Annotated in this window: 17 protein-coding genes; 9 read left to right on the plus strand and 8 right to left on the minus strand. The window is 71.0% G+C overall.

What is annotated here, in order from left to right; genetic code table 11:
• Window positions 1-144 precede the first annotated feature (144 nt).
• The 4 genes from CH341_RS16000 to CH341_RS16015 form a co-directional block, all read right to left on the minus strand.
• Window positions 145-696 (minus strand): cytochrome b, encoded by a 552-nt coding sequence (locus CH341_RS16000; RefSeq protein ID WP_210208360.1) that lies wholly within the window; start codon window positions 694-696, stop codon window positions 145-147.
• 87 nt (window positions 697-783) lie between these two features.
• Window positions 784-2,148, minus strand: a complete 1,365-nt coding sequence (locus tag CH341_RS16005; protein WP_111420008.1) for a sensor histidine kinase — start codon at window positions 2,146-2,148, stop codon at window positions 784-786.
• A complete protein-coding gene (locus CH341_RS16010) occupies window positions 2,145-2,810 on the minus strand; it encodes a response regulator transcription factor (protein WP_111420009.1) in 666 nt (221 codons plus the stop codon). Before CH341_RS16010 ends, CH341_RS16005 begins: the two co-directional genes overlap by 4 nt.
• Complete coding sequence (locus CH341_RS16015; protein ID WP_170149650.1) at window positions 2,810-3,211, minus strand: PepSY domain-containing protein; 402 nt, start codon at window positions 3,209-3,211, stop codon at window positions 2,810-2,812. Before CH341_RS16015 ends, CH341_RS16010 begins: the two co-directional genes overlap by 1 nt.
• A 126-nt stretch (window positions 3,212-3,337) precedes the next feature.
• Between CH341_RS16015 and CH341_RS16020 the strand changes: the two genes are divergently transcribed.
• Window positions 3,338-3,658: a PsiF family protein gene (locus tag CH341_RS16020; RefSeq protein ID WP_111420011.1), complete on the plus strand. Its 321-nt coding sequence runs from the start codon at window positions 3,338-3,340 to the stop codon at window positions 3,656-3,658.
• A gap of 57 nt (window positions 3,659-3,715) precedes the next feature.
• Here CH341_RS16020 and CH341_RS16025 read toward each other — a convergent pair whose 3' ends face one another.
• Complete coding sequence (locus tag CH341_RS16025; RefSeq protein WP_111420012.1) at window positions 3,716-4,153, minus strand: hypothetical protein; 438 nt, start codon at window positions 4,151-4,153, stop codon at window positions 3,716-3,718.
• 224 nt (window positions 4,154-4,377) lie between these two features.
• Between CH341_RS16025 and CH341_RS16030 the strand changes: the two genes are divergently transcribed.
• The 7 genes from CH341_RS16030 to CH341_RS16060 all read left to right on the plus strand — a co-directional run bounded on the left by CH341_RS16030 (window position 4,378) and on the right by CH341_RS16060 (window position 12,725).
• Window positions 4,378-6,981: a sensor domain-containing phosphodiesterase gene (locus tag CH341_RS16030; protein ID WP_111420013.1), complete on the plus strand. Its 2,604-nt coding sequence runs from the start codon at window positions 4,378-4,380 to the stop codon at window positions 6,979-6,981.
• A gap of 121 nt (window positions 6,982-7,102) precedes the next feature.
• Window positions 7,103-8,026 carry an ABC transporter substrate-binding protein gene (locus CH341_RS16035; protein ID WP_111420014.1) on the plus strand — a complete coding sequence of 308 codons (924 nt, stop codon included), beginning with the start codon at window positions 7,103-7,105 and terminating at the stop codon, window positions 8,024-8,026.
• Window positions 8,027-8,105: 79 nt separating this feature from the next.
• Complete coding sequence (locus tag CH341_RS16040) at window positions 8,106-9,098, plus strand: LLM class flavin-dependent oxidoreductase (RefSeq protein WP_170149651.1); 993 nt, start codon at window positions 8,106-8,108, stop codon at window positions 9,096-9,098.
• A gap of 200 nt (window positions 9,099-9,298) precedes the next feature.
• Window positions 9,299-10,129, plus strand: a complete 831-nt coding sequence (locus CH341_RS16045; RefSeq protein WP_210208368.1) for an ABC transporter ATP-binding protein — start codon at window positions 9,299-9,301, stop codon at window positions 10,127-10,129.
• Window positions 10,129-10,905 (plus strand): ABC transporter permease, encoded by a 777-nt coding sequence (locus tag CH341_RS16050; RefSeq protein ID WP_111420016.1) that lies wholly within the window; start codon window positions 10,129-10,131, stop codon window positions 10,903-10,905. Before CH341_RS16045 ends, CH341_RS16050 begins: the two co-directional genes overlap by 1 nt.
• 53 nt (window positions 10,906-10,958) lie before the next feature.
• Window positions 10,959-11,981 (plus strand): ABC transporter substrate-binding protein, encoded by a 1,023-nt coding sequence (locus tag CH341_RS16055; RefSeq protein ID WP_111420017.1) that lies wholly within the window; start codon window positions 10,959-10,961, stop codon window positions 11,979-11,981.
• A 129-nt stretch (window positions 11,982-12,110) separates the two neighbouring features.
• Window positions 12,111-12,725, plus strand: a complete 615-nt coding sequence (locus tag CH341_RS16060; protein ID WP_111420018.1) for an HdeD family acid-resistance protein — start codon at window positions 12,111-12,113, stop codon at window positions 12,723-12,725.
• An 84-nt stretch (window positions 12,726-12,809) separates the two neighbouring features.
• Here the strand turns inward: CH341_RS16060 and xdhC are convergent, their stop codons facing one another.
• From xdhC to xdhA, 3 genes are read right to left on the minus strand one after another with little or no spacing between them, the layout of a single operon-like run.
• Window positions 12,810-13,811, minus strand: coding sequence for a xanthine dehydrogenase accessory protein XdhC (xdhC, locus tag CH341_RS16065; RefSeq protein WP_111420019.1), 1,002 nt, complete (start codon window positions 13,809-13,811; stop codon window positions 12,810-12,812).
• A gap of 18 nt (window positions 13,812-13,829) precedes the next feature.
• Window positions 13,830-16,175, minus strand: coding sequence for a xanthine dehydrogenase molybdopterin binding subunit (gene xdhB, locus CH341_RS16070; RefSeq protein WP_111420020.1), 2,346 nt, complete (start codon window positions 16,173-16,175; stop codon window positions 13,830-13,832).
• On the minus strand, window positions 16,162-17,685 hold the full coding sequence (xdhA, locus tag CH341_RS16075) for a xanthine dehydrogenase small subunit (RefSeq protein ID WP_111420021.1): 1,524 nt from the start codon (window positions 17,683-17,685) through the stop codon (window positions 16,162-16,164). The genes xdhB and xdhA overlap by 14 nt, the downstream gene beginning before the upstream one ends.
• Window positions 17,686-17,902: 217 nt before the next feature.
• On the opposite strand from xdhA, the gene hydA reads away from it, so the two are divergent.
• Window positions 17,903-19,315, plus strand: a complete 1,413-nt coding sequence (gene hydA / locus CH341_RS16080; RefSeq protein ID WP_111420022.1) for a dihydropyrimidinase — start codon at window positions 17,903-17,905, stop codon at window positions 19,313-19,315.
• Window positions 19,316-19,357 lie beyond the last annotated feature (42 nt).

A 19,357-nucleotide genomic window follows, 5' to 3' on the forward strand; every position in this document is an offset into this window, starting at 1 on the left:
CGGCCAGCACGGCCCGCTGGGCCGGCCCGGGCTCGGCGAGGCCGGGCGCCGCGCCGGCCGCGACGGCGAGCAGGAGGAGCATCGGCCCGGCGGGCCGGCGGAACGAGACTCTGGTCATGATCGTCTCCCGGTGCGGCTTCGAGCTCAGCCGTGCCGCGGCTCGCCGAACGGCAGCATCCGGGCGATCGCCCCGTCCTTGAGGACGGCGTGGTGCACGATGGCGGCCGCGGCATGCAGGCCGGCCAGGATCACGATCAGGTTGGCGCCGAACTCGTGGATCTCGGAGAGATTCGAGGCGAACCCCCGGTCGGGTCCGATCAGCGGCGGCAGCGTGAACAGGCCGAACACGTCGACGCCGCGGCCCTTCGCCCACACCATCAGGACGCCGGCGACCGGCACCACGACGAGCGCGACATAGAGCGCCAGATGCATGGCGCGGGCGGCCATCTGGACCAGCGGCGAGCCCGGAATCGGCTCGGGCTGCGGCACGACGATCCGCCGGGCGAGCCGGATCACGGTCAGCACCAGCACGGTCACGCCGAACGACATGTGCAGGCCGATGAGCTGCGTCTTGGCGGGTCCGCGCGCCATGTCGTCCATGATCTGGCCGCTGGCGAAGACGCCGATCACGGCGATGGCGGTGAGCCAGTGAACGGCCTGGGCGATGGTGTCGTAGCGAAATCTGTCGATGGTCATGGGTCGGCATCCGATCGATTGAAGAACGATGCCGCCTTTTCCCATTCCGCGGCTGACGGCGGTCTGACCGGCGCCGTCAGCCTGCTGTCAGCGCGGACCCCGCAGCACCTGCGGCAGATGCACGGCCGCCGTCATGCGGCCCGGCTCGGTGGGGCCGAGCCGCAGGCCGCCGTTCCACGCCTCGGCGATGTCGCGGACGATGGCGAGGCCGAGGCCGGTGCCCGGCCCGGCATCGATCCGGCCGCCGCGGCGCAGTGCCTGCGGCACCAGCGCGGCCGGGATGCCCGGTCCGTCGTCGACCACCCGCACCACCACCTCGCCGCTGTCGGCCTGCGCCGTGACGGCGACGCGCTCGCGCGCGTGACGGGCGGCGTTCTCCAGCAGATTGCCGAGGATTTCGGCGAGGTCGTCCGGCGCGATGCGGGCCGCGAGGGCGGGGTCGACGGCGATGTCCCAGTCGAGCGCGTCGCCGGCCGGCGTGCGGCGGACCACCTCGACGACCCGGGCCGCGACCTCGGCCACGACGGCGACGGCATCGGCCGCGACGGCGGTGCGCCGGACCCGCGCCAGCTCGCGCTCGACATGGCGCCGCATGGTCTCGCCGACCGCATCGAGATCGGCCGCAATCGCCGTCTCGCCCTTCTGCTTGAGCCGGTCGATGTCGCCCGACAGCACCTGCAGCGGCGTCTTGAGGCCGTGCGCCAGATCGGCGGCACGGGCCCGCGCGGTCTCGACCTGGCGGTCGCGCGACGCCAGCAGCGCATCGACCTCGGCGGCGAGCGGCTGCACCTCGTCCGGGAAGGCCGTGCCGAGACGCTCGGCTTGGCCGGAGCGGATCGCCGCGAGCCGGGCCCGCACGGTGGCGAGCGGCGCCAGGCCGATCCGCACCTGGACGGCGGAGGCGATCACCAGGAGCAGCGCGACGAGACCGACGAAGGGAAGAAGGTCGCGGGTGAAGTCGGCCGTCGCGGCGGTGAGGTCGGCGCGATCGCGGGCCACGACCGGTCGCACGACGCCACCGCCGAGCCGGGGCGGCAGCACGACGCGGCGCTCCAGCGCGAGCAGCGAAGCACCGCCCGGGCCGTCGATGCGGTGCCGATGCAGCGTCCCCTCCGCGGGTTCGTCCTCCGGCAGCGCGAGCCCTTCGTCCCACAGCGACCGGGAGCGGTCGACGAGGCCGCCCGGCTCCCTGGTCACCTGCCAGTAGAGGCCGGACAGCGGGCGCTCGAATCTGGGATCGTCGGGCGGGTCGGCGACCGTCAGCTTGCCGTCGGCATCGCGGTCCAGACCGGCGACCAGGCGGTCGAGGACCACGGCGAGGTCGTCGGCCATGCGTCGCTCGACATGGCGCTCGAACAGCACCGAAAGGCCGAAGGCGGCGACCCCGAGGGCGATCACGATCGAGACGGCGCCGGCGGCCAGGAGTCGCAGCCGCAGCGAGCCCGCGATCACGATCTCGGCTCCGCGATCCGGTAGCCGAAGCCGCGCCGCGTCTCGACGACGTCGGCGCCGAGCTTGCGGCGCAACCGCATGACGAGGGCTTCCAGCGCGTTGGCGTCGCGCGCGTCGTCGGTGCCGTAGAGCTGGTCGATCAGCTCGTGCGGCGGCACCACGCGATCCTTGTGGAGCGCCAGATAGGCGACCAGCCTGTACTCCAGCGGCGAGAGAGAGACGGGGACGCCGCGCGCGAGCACCCGCATGTCGCGCGGATCGACGGTGAGCGGCCCGGCCTCGATCACGGCGCTGCCGATGCCGGCGGAGCGGCGGATCAGCGCGCGCATGCGGGCCACCAGCTCCTCCATCCGGAACGGCTTGGGCAGATAGTCGTCGGCGCCCGCGTCGATCCCCTCGACCCGCTCCGCCCAGGTGCCCCGCGCCGTCAGGATCAGGACCGGCATCTGCCGGCCGTTGTTGCGCCAGCGCTTGAGCACGGCGAGGCCGTCGAGGCCGGGCAGGCCGAGATCGAGCACGACGAGCGCGTAGTCCTCGGTGTCGCCCCTGAACCAGGCCTCCTCGCCGTCCCCCACCACGTCGACGATGCCGCCGGCGGCCGTGAGCGCCGCCGCGATGTCGCGGGCGATGCGGGGCTCGTCCTCGACCACCAGGATGCGCATCAGTCGCCGTCCTCGATGCGCTTGCCCGTCATCGCGTCGACCTCCGCCTCGACCAGCCGGCCGTCCGGCCGCAGCACCTTCACCTCGTAGACGATACGCCCCTGGCAGTGCTCGAGCTCCACGTCGATGGCCTGGCCGCCGAGCTCCTTCTCGACGATGGGCAGGATCTCGGACAGCGGCTTGGCGCGGCCCTCGGCCAGGGCTTTCAGGGCGCAGTCGTGATCACCTCGGTGGCGCCGCCGGCGACGGCCTTCGCCGCGACCGCCGCCCGCCCAGGGCGGCGGTCCGCCGCCCCACGGCGGTCCCTCGCCGCGCTGGGCGAGAGCCGGAGAGATCGGCGGAGACGTGCCGGTGAGGACCGCAAGGCCGGCGAGGAGGAGGGATCGGCGGGCAATCGTCATGGAGTCATTCTCGGCCCGGCGCCCTGACAGACGCCTGACGGGGCGCGTCAGACCCGCATCAGGCCCCCTGTGCGACTCTTGCCGTCGATCGGGGAGCATCGTCTCCGACCGAGCAAGGAGGTCGACATGATAAAGGCTCGCACACTCGTCGTCGCCGTCGCGTTGATCGCCGCCGGCACGCTGGCGGCCGATGCGCAGGGTTGGGGCTGGGGCCAGGGCCCCGGGCAGGGTCGGGGCTGGACTCAGGGCGGCTCGGGCGGCAGCCCCGGATACGGCCGCGGGCCGGGCTGGCGGCAGGCCGGCGGCCCCTGCGTGAGCGGCCAGGGCGGCCCGTGCTGGCGTATCCAGAGCCCGGAGAAGCACGCGGCCTGCTGGAAGGACGCAGATTCCAAAGGGCTGCGCGCCCAGGCCCGGCGGTCCTTCATGACCGAATGCATGACCAAGTGACGGCACGCCGATGCGCGGGACGACGGCGGCTCCGCCCCGCGCCACCCCGACGGCGCATCACCTCACCCGAAAGGCGCCGTGACAGCCGGCGCATTGCGTCGTAATGGCGGCGAGCCCGGCGACCAGCGCCTTCCAGGCCGCCGCGTCGGGCGGATCGGCGACCGTCGCCGTGACCTTGGCGAAATCGTCGGCCGCCCGATGGAAGGCGAAGCCCATCTCGCGGAATTCCGGCGGCATGTGGCGACCGATCCCGAGGCCCTGCCCGATCGCCATCTCCTTGCGGGCGAGCGCTCCGGCCTCGCGGAGGCGACCGGAGCCGACGAGCTGAAGAACCTCGTCCAGCGAGGTCATGTGGGTCCGCATGTGCTCCAGGAAGGTCTCCCGCACGTCGGGCGGCAGATCGATCCGGATCCGCGGATCCTCCGACGCGACCGCGACCGTGGCGGTCGCCGCGATCGTGAGGACCGCCAGTCGCCCCAGTCCCAGCACTCTCATGATCAGCCTCCGTATGACGCGATCGGCGTGTGCACGATCGGCGACGAGCCTGCGCCCGTCGTCCTGACCGCATGCTGACGGGACGCCGCAACGAGTCCTTAACCACCACCTCTCGTATGTAGAGTTGCGGGCTGCACACTCAGCCGTCTTTAACCCGTGCGACCTAGGGTGATCAGCTCAGGCTAGCCGGTACGTGGGCGATCCTGGTCGAGAGTCCCGAGTCGATGTCACCCGCCGCGGTGCCCCCCAACGAAGCCGAGCGCCTCGCAGCCCTGAAGCGCTGTGCGGTGCTCGACACCGCGCCGGAGCAGTGCTTCGACCGCATCACCCGCATGGTGGCGCTGCTGACCGGGGTGCCGGTGGCCGTGATCAGCCTGGTCGATCACGACCGACAGTGGTTCAAGTCACGGATCGGCATGGACGTGGCGCAGACCTCGCGCGACGTCGCCTTCTGCGCCCACACGATCCTGGGCGACGCGCCTCTGATCGTCGAGGACGCCCTGACGGACGCGCGCTTCCACGACAATCCGCTGGTGCAGGGCGCCGACGGTGTGCGGTTCTATGCGGGCGCGCCGATCCGGACCATGGCCGGCTTCAATGTCGGCGTGCTGTGTGCCATCGATCACGTGCCGCGCCGCCTCGACGACGTCCAGATCGAGATCCTGTGCGACCTCGCCGCCATCGTGGCGACCGAGCTCGATCTGCGCGCGGCCAACCGACGGCTGGCCCGCGAGCTCGGCGCGCGGTCGACCCTGGAGACCGAGCGGGCCTGGGTCCAGCGCCGCCTGCACGACCTCCTGGAGACGGCGACCGACTGGCTGTGGGAGAGCGATCCGGAGCATCGCTTCACCTATGTGTCGTTCGACCTGCCGGCCGGTATCGACAACAGCACCTTCATCGGGCGCACGCGGCGCGAGATTGCCGGCGCCGATCCGGACGATCCGGTCTGGCAGGCCCATGCGGCCGACCTCGCGGCGCGCCGCCCGTTCCGCGGCCTGCGCTACGCGCTGCGGCGGCGGGACGGCGGCATCAGCCATCTGGAGACCAGCGGCAAGCCGGTGTTCGGCCCCTACGGCGAGTTCCTGGGTTATCGCGGCACCGGGCGCGACGTCACGGCGATGGTCGAATCCGAGACCGCGACGCGTGAGATGAGCGCCAAGCTCCGCGCCCTCCAGGCCTCCGGCGTGATCGGCGTGATCACGTGCCACGGCGATCGCGTGGTCGAGGCCAACGACGAGTTCCTCCGCATCACCGGATACACGCGGGCCGACATCGAGGCCGGGACGCTGACCTGGTGGCGTTTCATCCCGCCGGACCAGGCGGCGGCGGAGACCGGCGCACGGCCGGGCGTACCGGCCGAGCGCATCAAGCCGTTCCACTGCGATTGCGTGCGCAAGGACGGCGCCGCGGTGCCGGTCTCGGTGAGCTCCTTCACGATCGACGCCGCCGTGCAGCACTGGATGGCGCTGGTCCAGGACGTCAGCGAGCAGAAGGCCAAGGAGGCGCAGATCCGCGATCTCGCCTATCGCGACACGCTCACCGGCCTCCTGAACCGGCGCTCCTTCAACGAGCAGCTCGCGCGTGTCCTGTGCCGCACCTCCAGCGGAAAGACGCGCTCCGGGGCGCTGCTGTTTCTCGACATCGATCACTTCAAGGACGTCAACGACGCGATCGGGCACGACGCCGGCGATGCGCTGCTGCAGAGAATCGCCGAGCGGCTGCGTCGCAGCGCCCGCGAGAACGACCTGGTGGCACGGCTCGGCGGCGACGAGTTCGCCGTGATCCTGAGCGACATCGACGACGAGGCCGCGATCACCGCATGCGCCCGCCGCCTGCTCGACACGCTGAGCCAGCCGGTCCGGCATCAGGGCGAGATGATCCATCCGAGCGCCAGCATCGGCGTGACGCGGTTTCCCCGCGACGGTCACGACGCCGCCCAACTCCTGAAGAATGCCGACGTCGCGCTCTACCGCTCGAAGAGCGCCGGTCGGCGCTCCATCTCGTTCTTCGACCCGCACATGATGAACGGCGCGGTCGCGCGGCTGAAGCTGCTCAACGACGTGCGGCTCGGAATGGCGGGGCACCAGTTCCGCCTCGCCTACCAGCCGCTCGTCGCGCTGCCGGATCGCCTGCATTCGGGCTTCGAGGTGCTGATCCGCTGGCTGCATCCGCGCCGCGGGCTGCTCGGGCCGGGCGAGTTCCTCGACGCCATGGACGCGGCGGGGCTGCGGAGCTGGCTGACACGCTTCACCCTGGAGACGACGATCCGCCAGGCCCGCGCCTGGCTCGACGACGGCCTCGATCCCGGCTGCATCGGCGTCAACATGTCGGGCCCGCAGATTAGGGCGGACGGCTTCGCCGACGACGTGCTCGCCGCGCTCGACACTGCCCGGATCGCACCGCAGCGGCTCGTCCTCGAGGTGACCGAGCGGGTCGTGATCGCCGAGGATCCGCGCATCGAGGCGGCGCTCGGCCGGCTGCACGCCGCCGGCGTCCGCATCGCGCTGGACGATTTCGGCACCGGCTACTCGTCGCTCGCCCACCTGAAACGATTCCCGGTCGACGTGATCAAGATCGACCGCTCCTTCGTCAACGATCTCGAGACCGGCGCCGACAACGCCGCGATCGTCCGCGCCATCGTCAATCTCGCCCACAGCCTCGACATGGTGGTGGTCGGCGAAGGCGTCGAGACCGAGACCCAGTACGCCCGCCTGGCGGCGCTCGGCTGCGACATCGGCCAGGGCTACCTGATCGGCCGGCCCGGGCCGGCCGACGCGGCCACCGCCTGGCTCGCCGCGCGGCAACCCGGCATTGCCGCCGCCGGCTGAGTCCCGCGGCATCGGACGACCGCTGTTCCGCATCGCGGCACGTCGCGCAGAATTCGGGCTGGCGCACCGCCCAGCGTGGGCCTTACGATCGCGCCCCCGCCCTCGTCCCCCGCGAGATCCGATGCGCCTCGCCGTCCCCGACCTCGTCTCCAACTCGTATTTCCCGTGCGCGGCCGCCGCGGCGCTCGGTGCCTATGAAGCGTGCGGTTTGCATATAAACGTTGTGCACATCTCGCCCGTGGAGGCCTGCGCGGCGGCGCTGCGGGACGGCGACGTGGACTTCATCGGCGCTTCCGCCCACGCGCCGCTGACGGCGTTCCCGGACTGGCGCGGTGCGCGGCTGCTGTGCGCGCAGTCGCAGCGCCTCTACTGGTTCCTGGTGATGCGCAGCGATCTCGGCATCGCCCGCGGCGATCTCTCGGCGCTGGCCGGGCGCACCATCGCGGCCGTGCCGTTCGTCGCCGTGGCGCTCGACCGCATCCTCGCGGCCGCCGGCATCGATCGCCGCGCGGCCGGCATCGAGATCGTGTCGCCGCCGCACACGCCGGGCCGCGCCGTGAACTTCGGCGTCGCCGCCGCCGAGGCGCTGGCGCGCCGCGACATCGACGGCTTCTTCGCCAACGGCATGGGTGCCGAGATCGCGGTGACGCGCGGCGTCGGCTCGATCGTGCTCGACGTCCGCCGCGGCGACGGCCCACCCGAATGCTTCGACTACACGATGCCGGCCGTGGCGACGACGGATGCGCTGATCGCCCGCGATCCCGACGCCGCCGCCGCGGTGGTCCGCGCGGTGGTGCGGACCCAGAAGGCGCTGGCCGCCGATCCGGCCTTGGCCGCGACGGCGGGACGCACGCTGTTCCCGGCCGCCGAGGCCGAGCTGATCGCCGGCATCGTGGCACGCGACATCCCGTATTACTCGCCCGTGATCTCCGAGCGGTTCGTCTCTTGCATGAGCCGCTACGCCCATGCGGTCGGCCTGCTCTCGGTCGAGGAGGTTCCCTACGAGACCGTGGTGGCGACGCAGTTCTCGTCCCTCTGGGCGTAGCCGCTCGGCTGCCCGCCATCGTCCGCCTTTCGCCCCGCCGTGGCAGCGTCGCGCTGCTCGCTTCCGATCCGGAGACCTCATGACGCTCGGCGTGTTCTTCGACGGTTTCTCGTCGACCGCGGAAATGCTCGAGGTCGCGGCCGCGGCCGAGGAGGCCGGCGCCGCCAGCCTGTGGTTCGCCCAGCACATGGGCTATCGCGACGCGCTGGTGTGGGCCGCGCTCGCCGCCGGCGCGACCCGGCGCGTGACGCTGGTGCCGACCGCCATCACGCCCTATCTGTGGCCGCCACTTCCGGTGGCGATGAGCATGGCGACGCTGTCCGAGGCCGCGGGCGGCCGCGTCGCACTCGCGGTGTCGATCGGCAATCTGCTCAATCTGGATCAGTCCGGCGTCGAGCCGGTGCGTCCCGTGCGGGTGATCCGTGACTATGTCGAGACGCTTCGCGCGCTGCAGGCCGGCGAGACGGTGCGACACGAGGGCGTCGTGCACACGCTGCGCGGCGCCGCGATGCGGTTCGCGGAGCAAGACAGCTATCCGCTCTACGTCGCCTCGACCGGACCGCAGATGCTGGGGCTCGCCGGCGAGATCGGCGACGGCGTGCTGCTCTCGGCCGGGCTCACCCTCGCCTCCTGCCGCCGCTGCATCGACCACGCCGAGGCCGGCGCCCGCAAGGCGGGCCGCGATCCGGCGGCGGTCCGCAAGGCGGCCTTCATCAATGTCGCGGTGTCGGAGGACGGCGCGAGCGCCCGCGCCGCGATGCTGCGCAAGCTCGCCTTCCTGTTCCGCAGCCGCGGCCACGCCGACAACATCGCCTCCTCCGGCCTCGACATCGACCACCAGGCGATCATCGATCACCTCTCGCGGCACGATCTCGACGCGGCGACGCGGCTGCTGCCCGACGCCGCCGCCCAGGCCTTCGCGGTCGCCGGCACGCCGGCGGAGTGCCGCGACCGGCTCGCCGAATACCTCGCGATCGGCCTCGACGAGCCGATCATCGAGGTGACGGGCAGCCGCGAGGAGCGCACGCTGGCGCTCGACCTGATCCGGCAGCTCGCCAAGGAGGGCGCATGACGGCGAACACGGCCGCTCCGATCCGGCTTCTCCCCGCCCTCGTCCTGAGGAGCCGCCGAAGGCGGCGTCTCGAAGGGCGTGGGCGGCCCCGCGGGCGGCCACATGGTTCGAGACGCGCTCCCGACAGAGCGCTCCTCACCATGAGGAGCGAGGGAATGGAGCTGCGCGGCCCACAATCATTCTCAGCGAACGGCATCTGAATGCAGGCGTCCGAGACACTGGTCGACATGCGCGGCGTGCGGCTCGCCTTCGGGCGGCGCAACGTCACGGTCGCGGTCGAGAATCTCGATCTCGCCGTGCGCAAGGACGAGTTCGTCGCCGTGGTCGGCCCGTCGGGCTGCGGCAAGTCCACGCTGATGAAGCTGATGACCGGCCTGGTGATGCCGAACGCCGGCACGATCGCCGTGAACGGGCAGACCGTCACCGGGCCGCTGAGCTTCGTTGGCATGGCGTTCCAGAATCCGACCCTGCTGCCGTGGCGGCGCACGCTCGCCAACGTGATGCTGCCGCTGGAGATCGTCGAGCCGCATCGGCGCCGCTTCCGACGCGAGCGCGCCGCCTATGCGGAGCAGGCCCGCGCGCTGCTCAAGACGGTCGGGCTCGGCGGCTTCGCCGACAAGTACCCGTGGCAGCTCTCCGGCGGCATGCAGCAGCGCGCCTCGCTGTGCCGCGCGCTGATCCACGGCCCCTCGCTGCTGATGCTGGACGAGCCGTTCGGCGCCCTCGACGCTTTTACGCGCGAGGAGCTGTGGGACGTGCTGCAGGCGATCCGGGCGAGGCGCGCCTTCACCACCGTGCTGGTGACGCACGATCTGCGCGAGGCCGTGTATCTGGCCGACACCGTGCACGTGATGTCGGCGCGCCCGGGCCGCATCATCGCCAGCTACACGGTGCCGTTCCGGCGGCCGCGAACGCTGAAATCGACGTTCGAGCCGGCCTTCGCCGACCTGGTGCAGCGCATCCGCGACGACATCCACACCGAGCGGGAGGCCGACGCGGTCGCCGTCGGGGACGACGAGGGAGCGGCGTGATGCGCACCGAGATCATCGAGCGCGCGATGCCGTGGATCGCCGTCGTGCTGCTGTTCGTCGTGTGGGAGATCGCCTGCACGGTGTTCGCCGTGCCGGAGTTCATCCTGCCCAAGCCGAGCCAGGTCGCCCGCGTGCTGGTGACCTCGGCGGGGCCGATCTGGTTCCACGCCCGCGAGACGCTGATCACGACCCTGATCGGCTTCGGCGTGTCGATCGGGGTCGGCGTGCTGCTCGGCGTCGCGGTCGGCTCGTCGCGGCTCGCCTATCGCAGCTTCTATCCGATGCTGGTCGGCTTCAACTCGGTGCCGAAGGTGGCGATCGTGCCGGTGCTGGTGGTGTGGTTCGGCATCGGCTTCCTGCCCGCCGTGATCACCGCCTTCCTGATGAGCTTCTTCCCGATCGCCGTGAACGTCGCGACCGGGCTCGCCACCGTCGAGCCGGAGCTCGAGGACGTGCTGCGCTCGCTCGGCGCCAAGAAGCGCGACTTCATCCTGAAGGTCGGGCTGCCGCGCGCCATGCCCTACTTCTTCGCCTCGCTGAAGGTCGCCGTCACGCTCGCCTTCGTCGGCTCGGTGATCTCCGAGTCGATCGCGTCGGAAAAAGGCATCGGCACCATGATGGTGCAGGCCTCGGCCGACTTCCGCATTCCGCTGGTGTTCGCGGGCCTGCTGGTGACGGCCGCGATGGGCATCGGCATGTACGCGATCTTCGCGGCGATCGAGCGGCGCATGACCGGCTGGGCGACCCGCCGCATGGATCTCGAAGGCATGGACTGATCTGGATTGACTGACTGGCCTGAACCCGACCGACGGAGCAGAAGGAGACCCCCATGACGGCATGGTTGCGCACGGCGCCGACGATCGCGATCCTGACGATCGCGACACTACTGGGCTTCGGCTCCTCGGCCTTCGCCCAAAAGGTTCGGCTTACATTGGACTTCGCCCTGCAGGGCCAGCAGTCGCCCTTCATCCTGGCTGTCGAAGGTGGCTACTTCTCCCGCGCCGGCGTCGACGTGGTGGTCGAGCGCGGCTACGGCTCGGCCGACGCCATCACCAAGGTGGCGAGCGGCGCTTACGACATGGCGTTCGCGGACATCGGCGCGATGATCCAGTTCAACGGCAAGCAGCACGCCGCCAAGGTGATCAGCGTCTTCCAGATCTACGACATCGCGCCGATGACGGTGCTGTCGCTCGCCAAGAGCGGCATCAAGACGCCGGCCGATCTCGCCGGCAAGCGGATCGCGGCGCCGCCCGGCTCCTCGACCCGGGTGATGTTCCCGCTGCTCGCCACCGCCACCGGGCTCGACATGTCGACCATCAAGTGGCTCGACGTGACGCCGCAGCTCCGCGAGACCCTGCTGGTGCAGGGGCAGGCCGACGCCACCACGGCGCTGGTCACGGATCTGGCCGGCCTCGCCCATCTCGGCATCTCCGAGAAGGACCTCACCATCATGCGCTACGGCGACTTCGGCGTGCCGCTCTACGGCCACGCCGTGCTGACCACGCCGGAGTTCGCCGAGAAGAATCCCGAGACCGTGAAGAAGGTGCTGGTCGCAGTGGCGCAGGCGTGGCGCGACTCGATCGCCGACCCCGGCAAGGCCATCGACGCGCTCAAGAAGCGCAACCCGCTCGCCGAGGAGACGGTGGAGCGCAAGCGTCTGCAGGACGTGATCGACTGGGGCATCGTCACCGAGCGGACCAAGCGCGACGGGCTCGGCGCCGTCGATCCGGCCCGCATGACCGAGACCATCGCCATGGTCGCCAAGGCCTTCTCGCTCGAGCCGATGTCGGCCGCGGTGACCTATCGGCCGGACTTCCTGCCGCCGGCCGAGATGCGGCGACTGCCGAAGTGATCAGGGCGGCCAGCCGGGTGCCGAGGGCGAAGCATTAACCTGTGGCATCGGACACTGGATCTCCAAGACGGTAACATGGAACTGTTGCCGCCTTGGTGCGTTGAAGGTGGACCAGCCAGGAGAACCGCCATGCAAGCCATGCCCGACACCACCCCCGGGTCCTCCCCGATGATGGGCCCTCCCACCCTGCATATTCTCGCCGGCCGCTGGTGGCTGGTGCTGCTGCGCGGCATCGTCGCGATCCTGTTCGGCGTCCTGGCCTTCGCCTGGCCGGGCCTGACCATCCTCACCCTCGTCGTGTTCTACGGGGCGTTCGCGTTCGCCGACGGCGTGCTCGCCATCGGCGCGGCGATCGCCGGCAAGGGTCCGACCTCGGCGCGCTGGTGGCTGGTGCTCTCGGGCGTGCTCGGCCTCGCGGTCGGTGCCATCGCCTTCGTGGCGCCCGGCACCGTCGCGGTCGTGCTGCTGATCTTCATCGCCGCCTGGTCGATCGTTCTCGGCGTCATGCAGATCGTCGCCGCGATCCAGCTCCGCAAGGAGATCGAGCACGAATGGCTGCTGATCCTCTCCGGCCTCGTCTCGGTGCTGTTCGGCGCCGTCCTGCTGTTCCAGCCCGTCGCCGGCGCGCTGGCCATCGTCTGGCTGATCGCCGCCTACGCCATCGTCTCCGGCGTCGTCTACATCGCCTGGGCCTTCCGCCTGAAGGCCTGGCGCGACAAGAAGGCCGCGGGCGCGGCCGCCTGAGGCGGGAATAGAGGCACGGCGCTTTCTTCCCTCTGCCCTCGCGGGAGAGGGAAAAGGGCCGTGCCGATCGGCGCGAACCTCGGATCAGATCGTCCGGGACTTTTCGCGTCGTGGCACGGCGCCCAGCCGCTCGCGGGCGACCAGGAGCTGGGCCGCGACCGAGGCGGCGATGACGGCCGGGGTCTTGCCGGCGATCTCGGGCAGGCCGATGGGGCAGACCAGGCGGGCGATCGTCTCGTCGGACAGGCCGAGCCCGCGCGCCTGCGAGGCAAAGCGGGCCCGCTTCGTCGCCGATCCGATCATCCCGACCAGATCGAACTTTTCGCACGCGAGGGCCCGCGACGCGACGGCGTAGTCGATGGCGTGGGCGTGGGTCATCACCAAGGCGAGCGCACCGGCCGGCGCCGCATCGACCTCCAGGTCGGGCGCCGCGCTGTGCACCGTGACGGCATTGGCCGGCACATGCGCCGGGAAGGCGTCGGGGCGGCTGTCGATCCAGCGCACGGAAAAGGGCAGCGGCGCCAGCGCCAGCACCAGGGCGCGGCCGACATGGCCGGCGCCGAACAGCAGCACGGGGGTGAGCTCGTCGCCGTACTCTTCCAGGAACGGCTCCCCTGCCTCTGGGCGGCCGGTCCGGTTCGCGACCGCGGCCGGCGCCGCGACGATCTCGCGCCGCACGCCGCCGGCACCGTCCAGGGTGGCGACAACGGTGAACGGGCCGCCGCGCTCGGCGGCAGCGAGCGCCGCGATCGTCTCCTGATCACGATGGTCGAAGATTTCGGTGAGCGTGGTGACGACGCCGCCGCAGCATTGCGCGAGGTCGGGACCGAGCGTCCAGGTCTTGAACACCGCCCGCGCGCCGCCCGCCGGGGGGGCCCCCTCCGCCGCAAGCGCGCTCGTCGTCGCGGCCAGGACCTCGTATTCGAGCCGGCCGCCCCCGATGGTGCCCCAGAAACCGCCGTCCGGGCGCGCCACCAGGCGCGCGCCGGCCTCCCGCGGCGCCGAGCCGGCGACCCGCACGACGCTCACCAGCGCGGCCCGGCCGTGCTGCGCGATCGTCTCCGCGATGCGGGCCCAGACGGCCATGCTCTCCTCGCGACGTGATCAGCTGTTTGGCGCGAGCGCGCCTGCGAGCGCCGCCACCACGTCGAAGTCGCCGATCGCCGTGACGATCGCCTCCGGCGTCGCCGGCGCGTCGAGCTTCTGGCCCGCGCCCGGGCACGCCGCCTCGACCGCGTCCGCGAGCGCGCAGAACACCGAGACGGCGAGATTGAACGGCGGCTCGCCGACCGCCTTGGAGCGGTAGATCGTCTCCTCGCGGTTCGCCCCGTCGTACAGCGCGACGCGGAAATCCGCCGGCACGTCGGAGGCGACCGGGATCTTGTAGGTCGACGGCGCATGGGTCAGCAGCCGGCCCTCGGCGTCGTAGACGAGCTCCTCGGTGGTGAGCCAGCCCATGCCCTGCACGAAGCCGCCCTCGATCTGGCCGATGTCGATCGCCGGATTGAGCGAGCGGCCGACGTCGTGGAGGATGTCGACCCGCAGAACCTTGTTCTCCCCCGTGCTCGCGTCGATCAGCACCTCGCTGCAGGCGGCGCCCCAGGCGTAATAGAAGAAGGGATGTCCGGTGCCGCGCTCGCGGTCCCAGTGCAGCTTGGGCGTGCTGTAGAAGCCGGTCGACGACAGCGAGACGCGGCCGCAATGCGCGGCTCTCGCGAGCTCGCCGAAACCGATGCGCTGGTTGCCGATCAGCACGTGGTCGTTCTCGAAGACGACCTGGTCCTCCGGCACCGACCAGTGCTCCGCCGCGAAGGCGATCATCCGGGTCTTGATGGTGCGGCACGCCGCCTGTACGGCCATGCCGTTGAGATCGCTGCCCGAGGAGGCCGCGGTCGGCGAGGTGTTCGGCACCTTCTCGGTCGAGGTCGGCGTGATGCGGACGCGGTCGAGCCCGATGCCGAACTCTTCCGCCGCCACCTGCGCCACCTTCTGGAACAGGCCCTGCCCCATCTCGGTGCCGCCGTGATTGAGATGCACCGAGCCGTCCTGATAGACATGCACCAGCGCGCCGGCCTGGTTCATCGAGGCGAGCGTGAACGAGATGCCGAACTTCAGCGGCGTCAGCGCGAGGCCGCGCTTCAGAATCGGCGACGACGCGTTGAACACCGCGATCTCGGCGCGGCGCGCCCGATAGTCGGACATGCGCTCGAGCTGCTCGATCAGCGCGCGGCCGACGTCGTGATCCTCGATCACCTGGCCGTAGGGCGTGCGGTCGCGTCCGGGCCCGTAGAAGTTGGCCTTGCGGATGTCGAGCGGATCGCGGCCGAGCCGCCAGGCGATGGCGTCGATGACGCGCTCCGCCGCGAGAATCCCCTGCGGGCCGCCGAATCCGCGAAACGCCGTGTTGGAGACCGTGTTGGTCTTCACCCGCCGCGTGTCGATGCGGAAGGCCGGCAGATGATAGGTGTTGTCGGCGTGGAACATGGCGCGGTCGACGACGCCGGCCGAGCAATCCGCCGACATGCCGCAGCGCGCCGCCAACAGCACGTCGAGCCCGGCGATGACGCCCTCCTGGTCGAAGCCGACGGACCAGTCGGCGCGAAAATCGTGGCGCTTGCCGGTCATCATGAAATCGTCGTCGCGATCGAGCCGCAGCTTGCACGGTCGCCCGGTGACGCGCGCCGCGACCGCCGCGATGGCGGCCCACTGGCAAGCCTGCGTTTCCTTGCCGCCGAAACCGCCGCCCATGCGGCGGATCTCGCAGGTGACGAAGGCGTCGGGCACGCCGAGGGCGCGCGCCACGATGTGCTGCACCTCGGTCGGATGCTGGGTCGAGGAATGCACCAGCATGGCGCCGTCCTCGCCCGGGATCGCCAGCGCGATCTGACCTTCGAGGTAGAAGTGCTCCTGGCCGCCCATGCGCAGCGTTCCGGAGGCCCGCAACGGCGCGTCCGCGATGGCGGCGTTCGGATCGCCGCCCAGGAAGGCGTAGTCGGGCAGCACGCGCGCGCCCGTCTCGAGGCCGTCGTCGACCGTGACGGCCGGCGGCGCGGCCGCGATCTCGATCCTTGCGAGCCGCACGGCGCGTCGCGCCGCATCGCGGCTCGTCGCCGCCACGGCGAACAGCGGCTGGCCGTGGAACTCCACCATATCGGCCGCCAGGATCGGCTCGTCCTCCATATGGGCCGAGACGCAATTCTTGCCGGGGATGTCGGCCGCCGTGATCACGGCGACGACGCCGGGCGCCTGTCGCACACGATCGAGGTCGAGGGTCGCGATCGTCCCGTGCGCCTTCGGCGCGCCGCCGACCGCGACATGCAGCGTGCCGGCCGGCTCCGGCAGGTCGTCGATATAGGGCGCGGCGCCTTGCACCTGCTTGACCGCGCTGTCGTGCAGCAGCGGCTTTCGCACGTGGCGTAGCATCACCTCGGGCTTCTCACGAAGCGACATGGGCGGCCTCCCTGTCGTTCGGGCGCTCGCCGGCGCTGGCGCGCGGACGCACGCGCGTCGCCGTCCCCGGCACGCCGGCGAGCTCGGCCAGCGCCTTGACGACGATGGTCTTGGCGACCTGCAGCCGGTAGGCCGCGGTGCCGCGCTGGTCGGTGAGCGGCGAAAAATCCTCGCCGATCTTTTGGGCGGCGGCGCGCCACGTCGCCGGGTCGGCGAGGCGCGCGCCGGTGAGCGCAGCCTCGACCGCGACGGCACGCTTCGGCACCCCCGCCATGCCGCCGAAGGCGACACGAGCGGAGGCGATGCGATCATGGCGCAGCGTGACAGCGAAGGCGCCCATCACGGCGGAAATATCCTCGTCCATGCGCTTGGTGATCTTGAAGACCCGCAGCCGCGTCTCGGCGGACGGCTTCGGCACGACGAGACGGCGGACGAACTCGCCCGGCTCGCGATCCTGCTTGCCGTAGGCGAGGAAGAAGCGCTCCAGCGGCAGCGTTCTGACCCGGTCGCCCTTGCGCAGCTCCACGGTGGCGCCGAGCGAAATCAGCACGGGCGCGAGATCGCCGATCGGCGAGCCGTTGGCGATGTTGCCGCCGACCGTGCCGGAGGTGCGCACCTGGGTCGAGCCGAAGCGCCGCATCAGCTCGTCCACATCGGGATCGAGCCGTCCCAGCAGCGGCGTGGCCCGGCCGAGCGGCAGCGCGGCGCCGAGCGTCAGCGTCTCCGCCGTGTCCGCGACGGCGTCGAGTCCGGCGACGCGGCCGACATGGACGATCTTGGGCAGCGCCGCGAGCTTCTTGGTCACCCACAGGCCGACATCGGTGGCGCCGGCCACGATCGTCGCGTCGGGATGTTTCTCCAACAGCGCCGCCAGCGACTCCTCGTCGGCGGGCGCCGCGAAGAACGATGTCTCGTCGCCGACGAACACGTCCTCGCCGTCCTCCAGGTCACGCAGGCGGGCGAGGCGCTCCGGGTCGGTCTGCGAGAACCCATCGGCCACCGGCGCGGCGAGGCTCGCGACTGCGGCATCGACGATCGGGCGGTAGCCGGTGCAGCGGCACAGATTGCCGGCCAGCACGTCGGCGATCTTTTCCCGCGAGACCGCGACCGGGTTCATCACCTCGGACACGCGATGGTAGTGGGCGAACAGGCTCATCACGATGCCGGGCGTGCAGAAGCCGCATTGCGAGCCGTGGCCGCTCGCGAGCGCCGCCTGGACCGGGTGCAGGACGCCGTCGCGCGACAGATCCTCGATCGTGATCAGCTCGGCGCCGTCGATCTGGCCCAGGAAGGCGATGCAGGAGTTGACCGGCTCGTAGGTGACGCGGCCGCCGCGACGGCGCGCCAGCACCACCGTGCAGGCGCCGCAATCGCCTTCGGCACAGGCCTCCTTGGTACCGGTCGAGCGTTCTTCCAAACGCAACCAGTCGAGCAGGGTGGTGCGGGGCGCAAAATCGCGCACGCGACGAACCCGCCCCTGGCGGATGAACTGGATGCTGTCTCGCGACATGACTCCTCCGGGAAGCCTCGAATCATACGAGATCGGCCCGCGGGCCGGTAGGGTCAAGATTGTGCATTCGCCGCCCGGCCGGCGGGCAGCAGACCCGCGGGCCGCCCTCGGCGGCCGACGTTGCGCCGTATCCAGGATCGGGGTAAGGCTCGCGGCCGGTCCCTGCGGCCGCCCCTCGCGAGCGCCGGCCGCGGTCCACCCGCATCCGGAGACTCCCATGCCCGACTACGATCTTTCCATCCGCGGCGGCACGGTCGTGACCGCGAGCGACACGGTCCGGGCCGATGTCGGCATCCGGAACGGCCGCATCGTCGCGGTCGCCGACCGCATCGAGGGCGCCGCCAAGAGCATCGACGCGACGGGCCTGCTCGTCATGCCGGGCGGCATCGACAGCCACGTGCATCTCGCCCAGCCGACCTTCGGCGGCCCGAAGATGTCGGACGGCTTCGAGACCGGCACGCGCGCCGCGATCGCCGGCGGAACCACCACGGTCCTGCCCTTCGCCATGCAGCCGCGCGGCGCCGGCCTGCGCGCCGTGGTCAACGACTATCACAAGGAGGCCGACGGCAAGTCGTATTGCGATTACGGCTTCCACCTGATCATCACCAACCCGTCGCCCAGCGTGCTCGGCCAGGAGCTGCCGGCGCTGGTCGAGGACGGCTACACCTCGTTCAAGGTGTTCATGACCTACGACGACATGGTCCTGAACGACCGTGAGCTGTTGGAGGTGTTCGAGTGCGCCCGCGGCTGCCGCGCCCTGGTGATGGTGCACGCGGAAGGCTACGACGCGATAAAGTTCATGACCGAGCGGCTCGAGCAGGCCGGCAAGACGGCGCCCTATTATCACGGCGTGTCGCGACCCGAGATCGTCGAGCGCGAGGCGGCGCACCGCGCCATCAGCCATGCGCAGCTGCTCGACGTGCCGATCATGATCGTCCACGTCTCGGGGCGAGAGGCGATGGAGCAGATCCGCTGGGCGCAGGGGCGCGGCCTGAAGGTCTACGGCGAGACCTGCCCGCAATACATCGCACTGACGGCCGACGACATGAAGGGCCTCAACATGGACGACAGCGGCGGCAAGTATGTCTGCTCGCCGCCACCGCGCGACCATGCGAGCCAGGAGGCGATCTGGCAGGGGATTTCGGCCGGCGTGTTCCAGACGTTCTCGTCCGACCATTGCCCCTTCATGGACGGCGTCGACGGCAAGCGCAGCCCGAAGGCCCGGACCTCGTTCAAATGGGTGCCGAACGGCATTCCGGGAGTCGAGACCCGCATGGCGGTGCTGTGGGGGCTGGGCGTGGCCCAGGGGCGAATCGGCATGAACGAGTTCGTCGCGCTCACCTCGACCAACCACGCCAAGATGTACGGGCTCTATCCGAAGAAGGGCTCGATCGCGCCGGGCTTCGACGCCGACATCGTGATCTGGGATCCGAACCGCAAGGAGACGATCCGCCAGGAGCTGATGCACGGCGCCTGCGACTACACGCCCTACGAGGGCCTGGCCGTCACCGGCTGGCCCGTGATGACGATCGTGAAGGGCAAGCTGGCCTGCGAGGACGGCAAGATTCTCGGGTCGCCAGGCGACGGCACGTTCCTGAAACGCGGCATCTCGCCCTACGCTTCGAAGTGATGCTCAGTCCGGGGGGCGGGCGGAGCCCGCGAGCCCGGAATG

The organism is Rhodoplanes roseus, from assembly GCF_003258865.1.
GTDB classification, from domain to species: Bacteria; Pseudomonadota; Alphaproteobacteria; order Rhizobiales; family Xanthobacteraceae; genus Rhodoplanes; species Rhodoplanes roseus.

Coding starts and splice junctions, on each gene's coding strand:
- CH341_RS16050 (WP_111420016.1), top strand. CDS start 10,129: ATGCGCACCGAGATCATCGAGCGCGCGATGCCGTGGATCGCCGTCGTG.
- CH341_RS16010 (WP_111420009.1), bottom strand. CDS start 2,810: ATGCGCATCCTGGTGGTCGAGGACGAGCCCCGCATCGCCCGCGACATC.
- CH341_RS16040 (WP_170149651.1), top strand. CDS start 8,106: ATGACGCTCGGCGTGTTCTTCGACGGTTTCTCGTCGACCGCGGAAATG.
- xdhB (WP_111420020.1), bottom strand. CDS start 16,175: ATGTCGCTTCGTGAGAAGCCCGAGGTGATGCTACGCCACGTGCGAAAG.
- CH341_RS16015 (WP_170149650.1), bottom strand. CDS start 3,211: ATGACGATTGCCCGCCGATCCCTCCTCCTCGCCGGCCTTGCGGTCCTC.
- CH341_RS16000 (WP_210208360.1), bottom strand. CDS start 696: ATGACCATCGACAGATTTCGCTACGACACCATCGCCCAGGCCGTTCAC.
- xdhA (WP_111420021.1), bottom strand. CDS start 17,685: ATGTCGCGAGACAGCATCCAGTTCATCCGCCAGGGGCGGGTTCGTCGC.
- CH341_RS16055 (WP_111420017.1), top strand. CDS start 10,959: ATGACGGCATGGTTGCGCACGGCGCCGACGATCGCGATCCTGACGATC.
- CH341_RS16030 (WP_111420013.1), top strand. CDS start 4,378: ATGTCACCCGCCGCGGTGCCCCCCAACGAAGCCGAGCGCCTCGCAGCC.
- CH341_RS16020 (WP_111420011.1), top strand. CDS start 3,338: ATGATAAAGGCTCGCACACTCGTCGTCGCCGTCGCGTTGATCGCCGCC.
- hydA (WP_111420022.1), top strand. CDS start 17,903: ATGCCCGACTACGATCTTTCCATCCGCGGCGGCACGGTCGTGACCGCG.
- CH341_RS16025 (WP_111420012.1), bottom strand. CDS start 4,153: ATGAGAGTGCTGGGACTGGGGCGACTGGCGGTCCTCACGATCGCGGCG.
- CH341_RS16035 (WP_111420014.1), top strand. CDS start 7,103: ATGCGCCTCGCCGTCCCCGACCTCGTCTCCAACTCGTATTTCCCGTGC.
- xdhC (WP_111420019.1), bottom strand. CDS start 13,811: ATGGCCGTCTGGGCCCGCATCGCGGAGACGATCGCGCAGCACGGCCGG.
- CH341_RS16045 (WP_210208368.1), top strand. CDS start 9,299: ATGCAGGCGTCCGAGACACTGGTCGACATGCGCGGCGTGCGGCTCGCC.
- CH341_RS16060 (WP_111420018.1), top strand. CDS start 12,111: ATGCAAGCCATGCCCGACACCACCCCCGGGTCCTCCCCGATGATGGGC.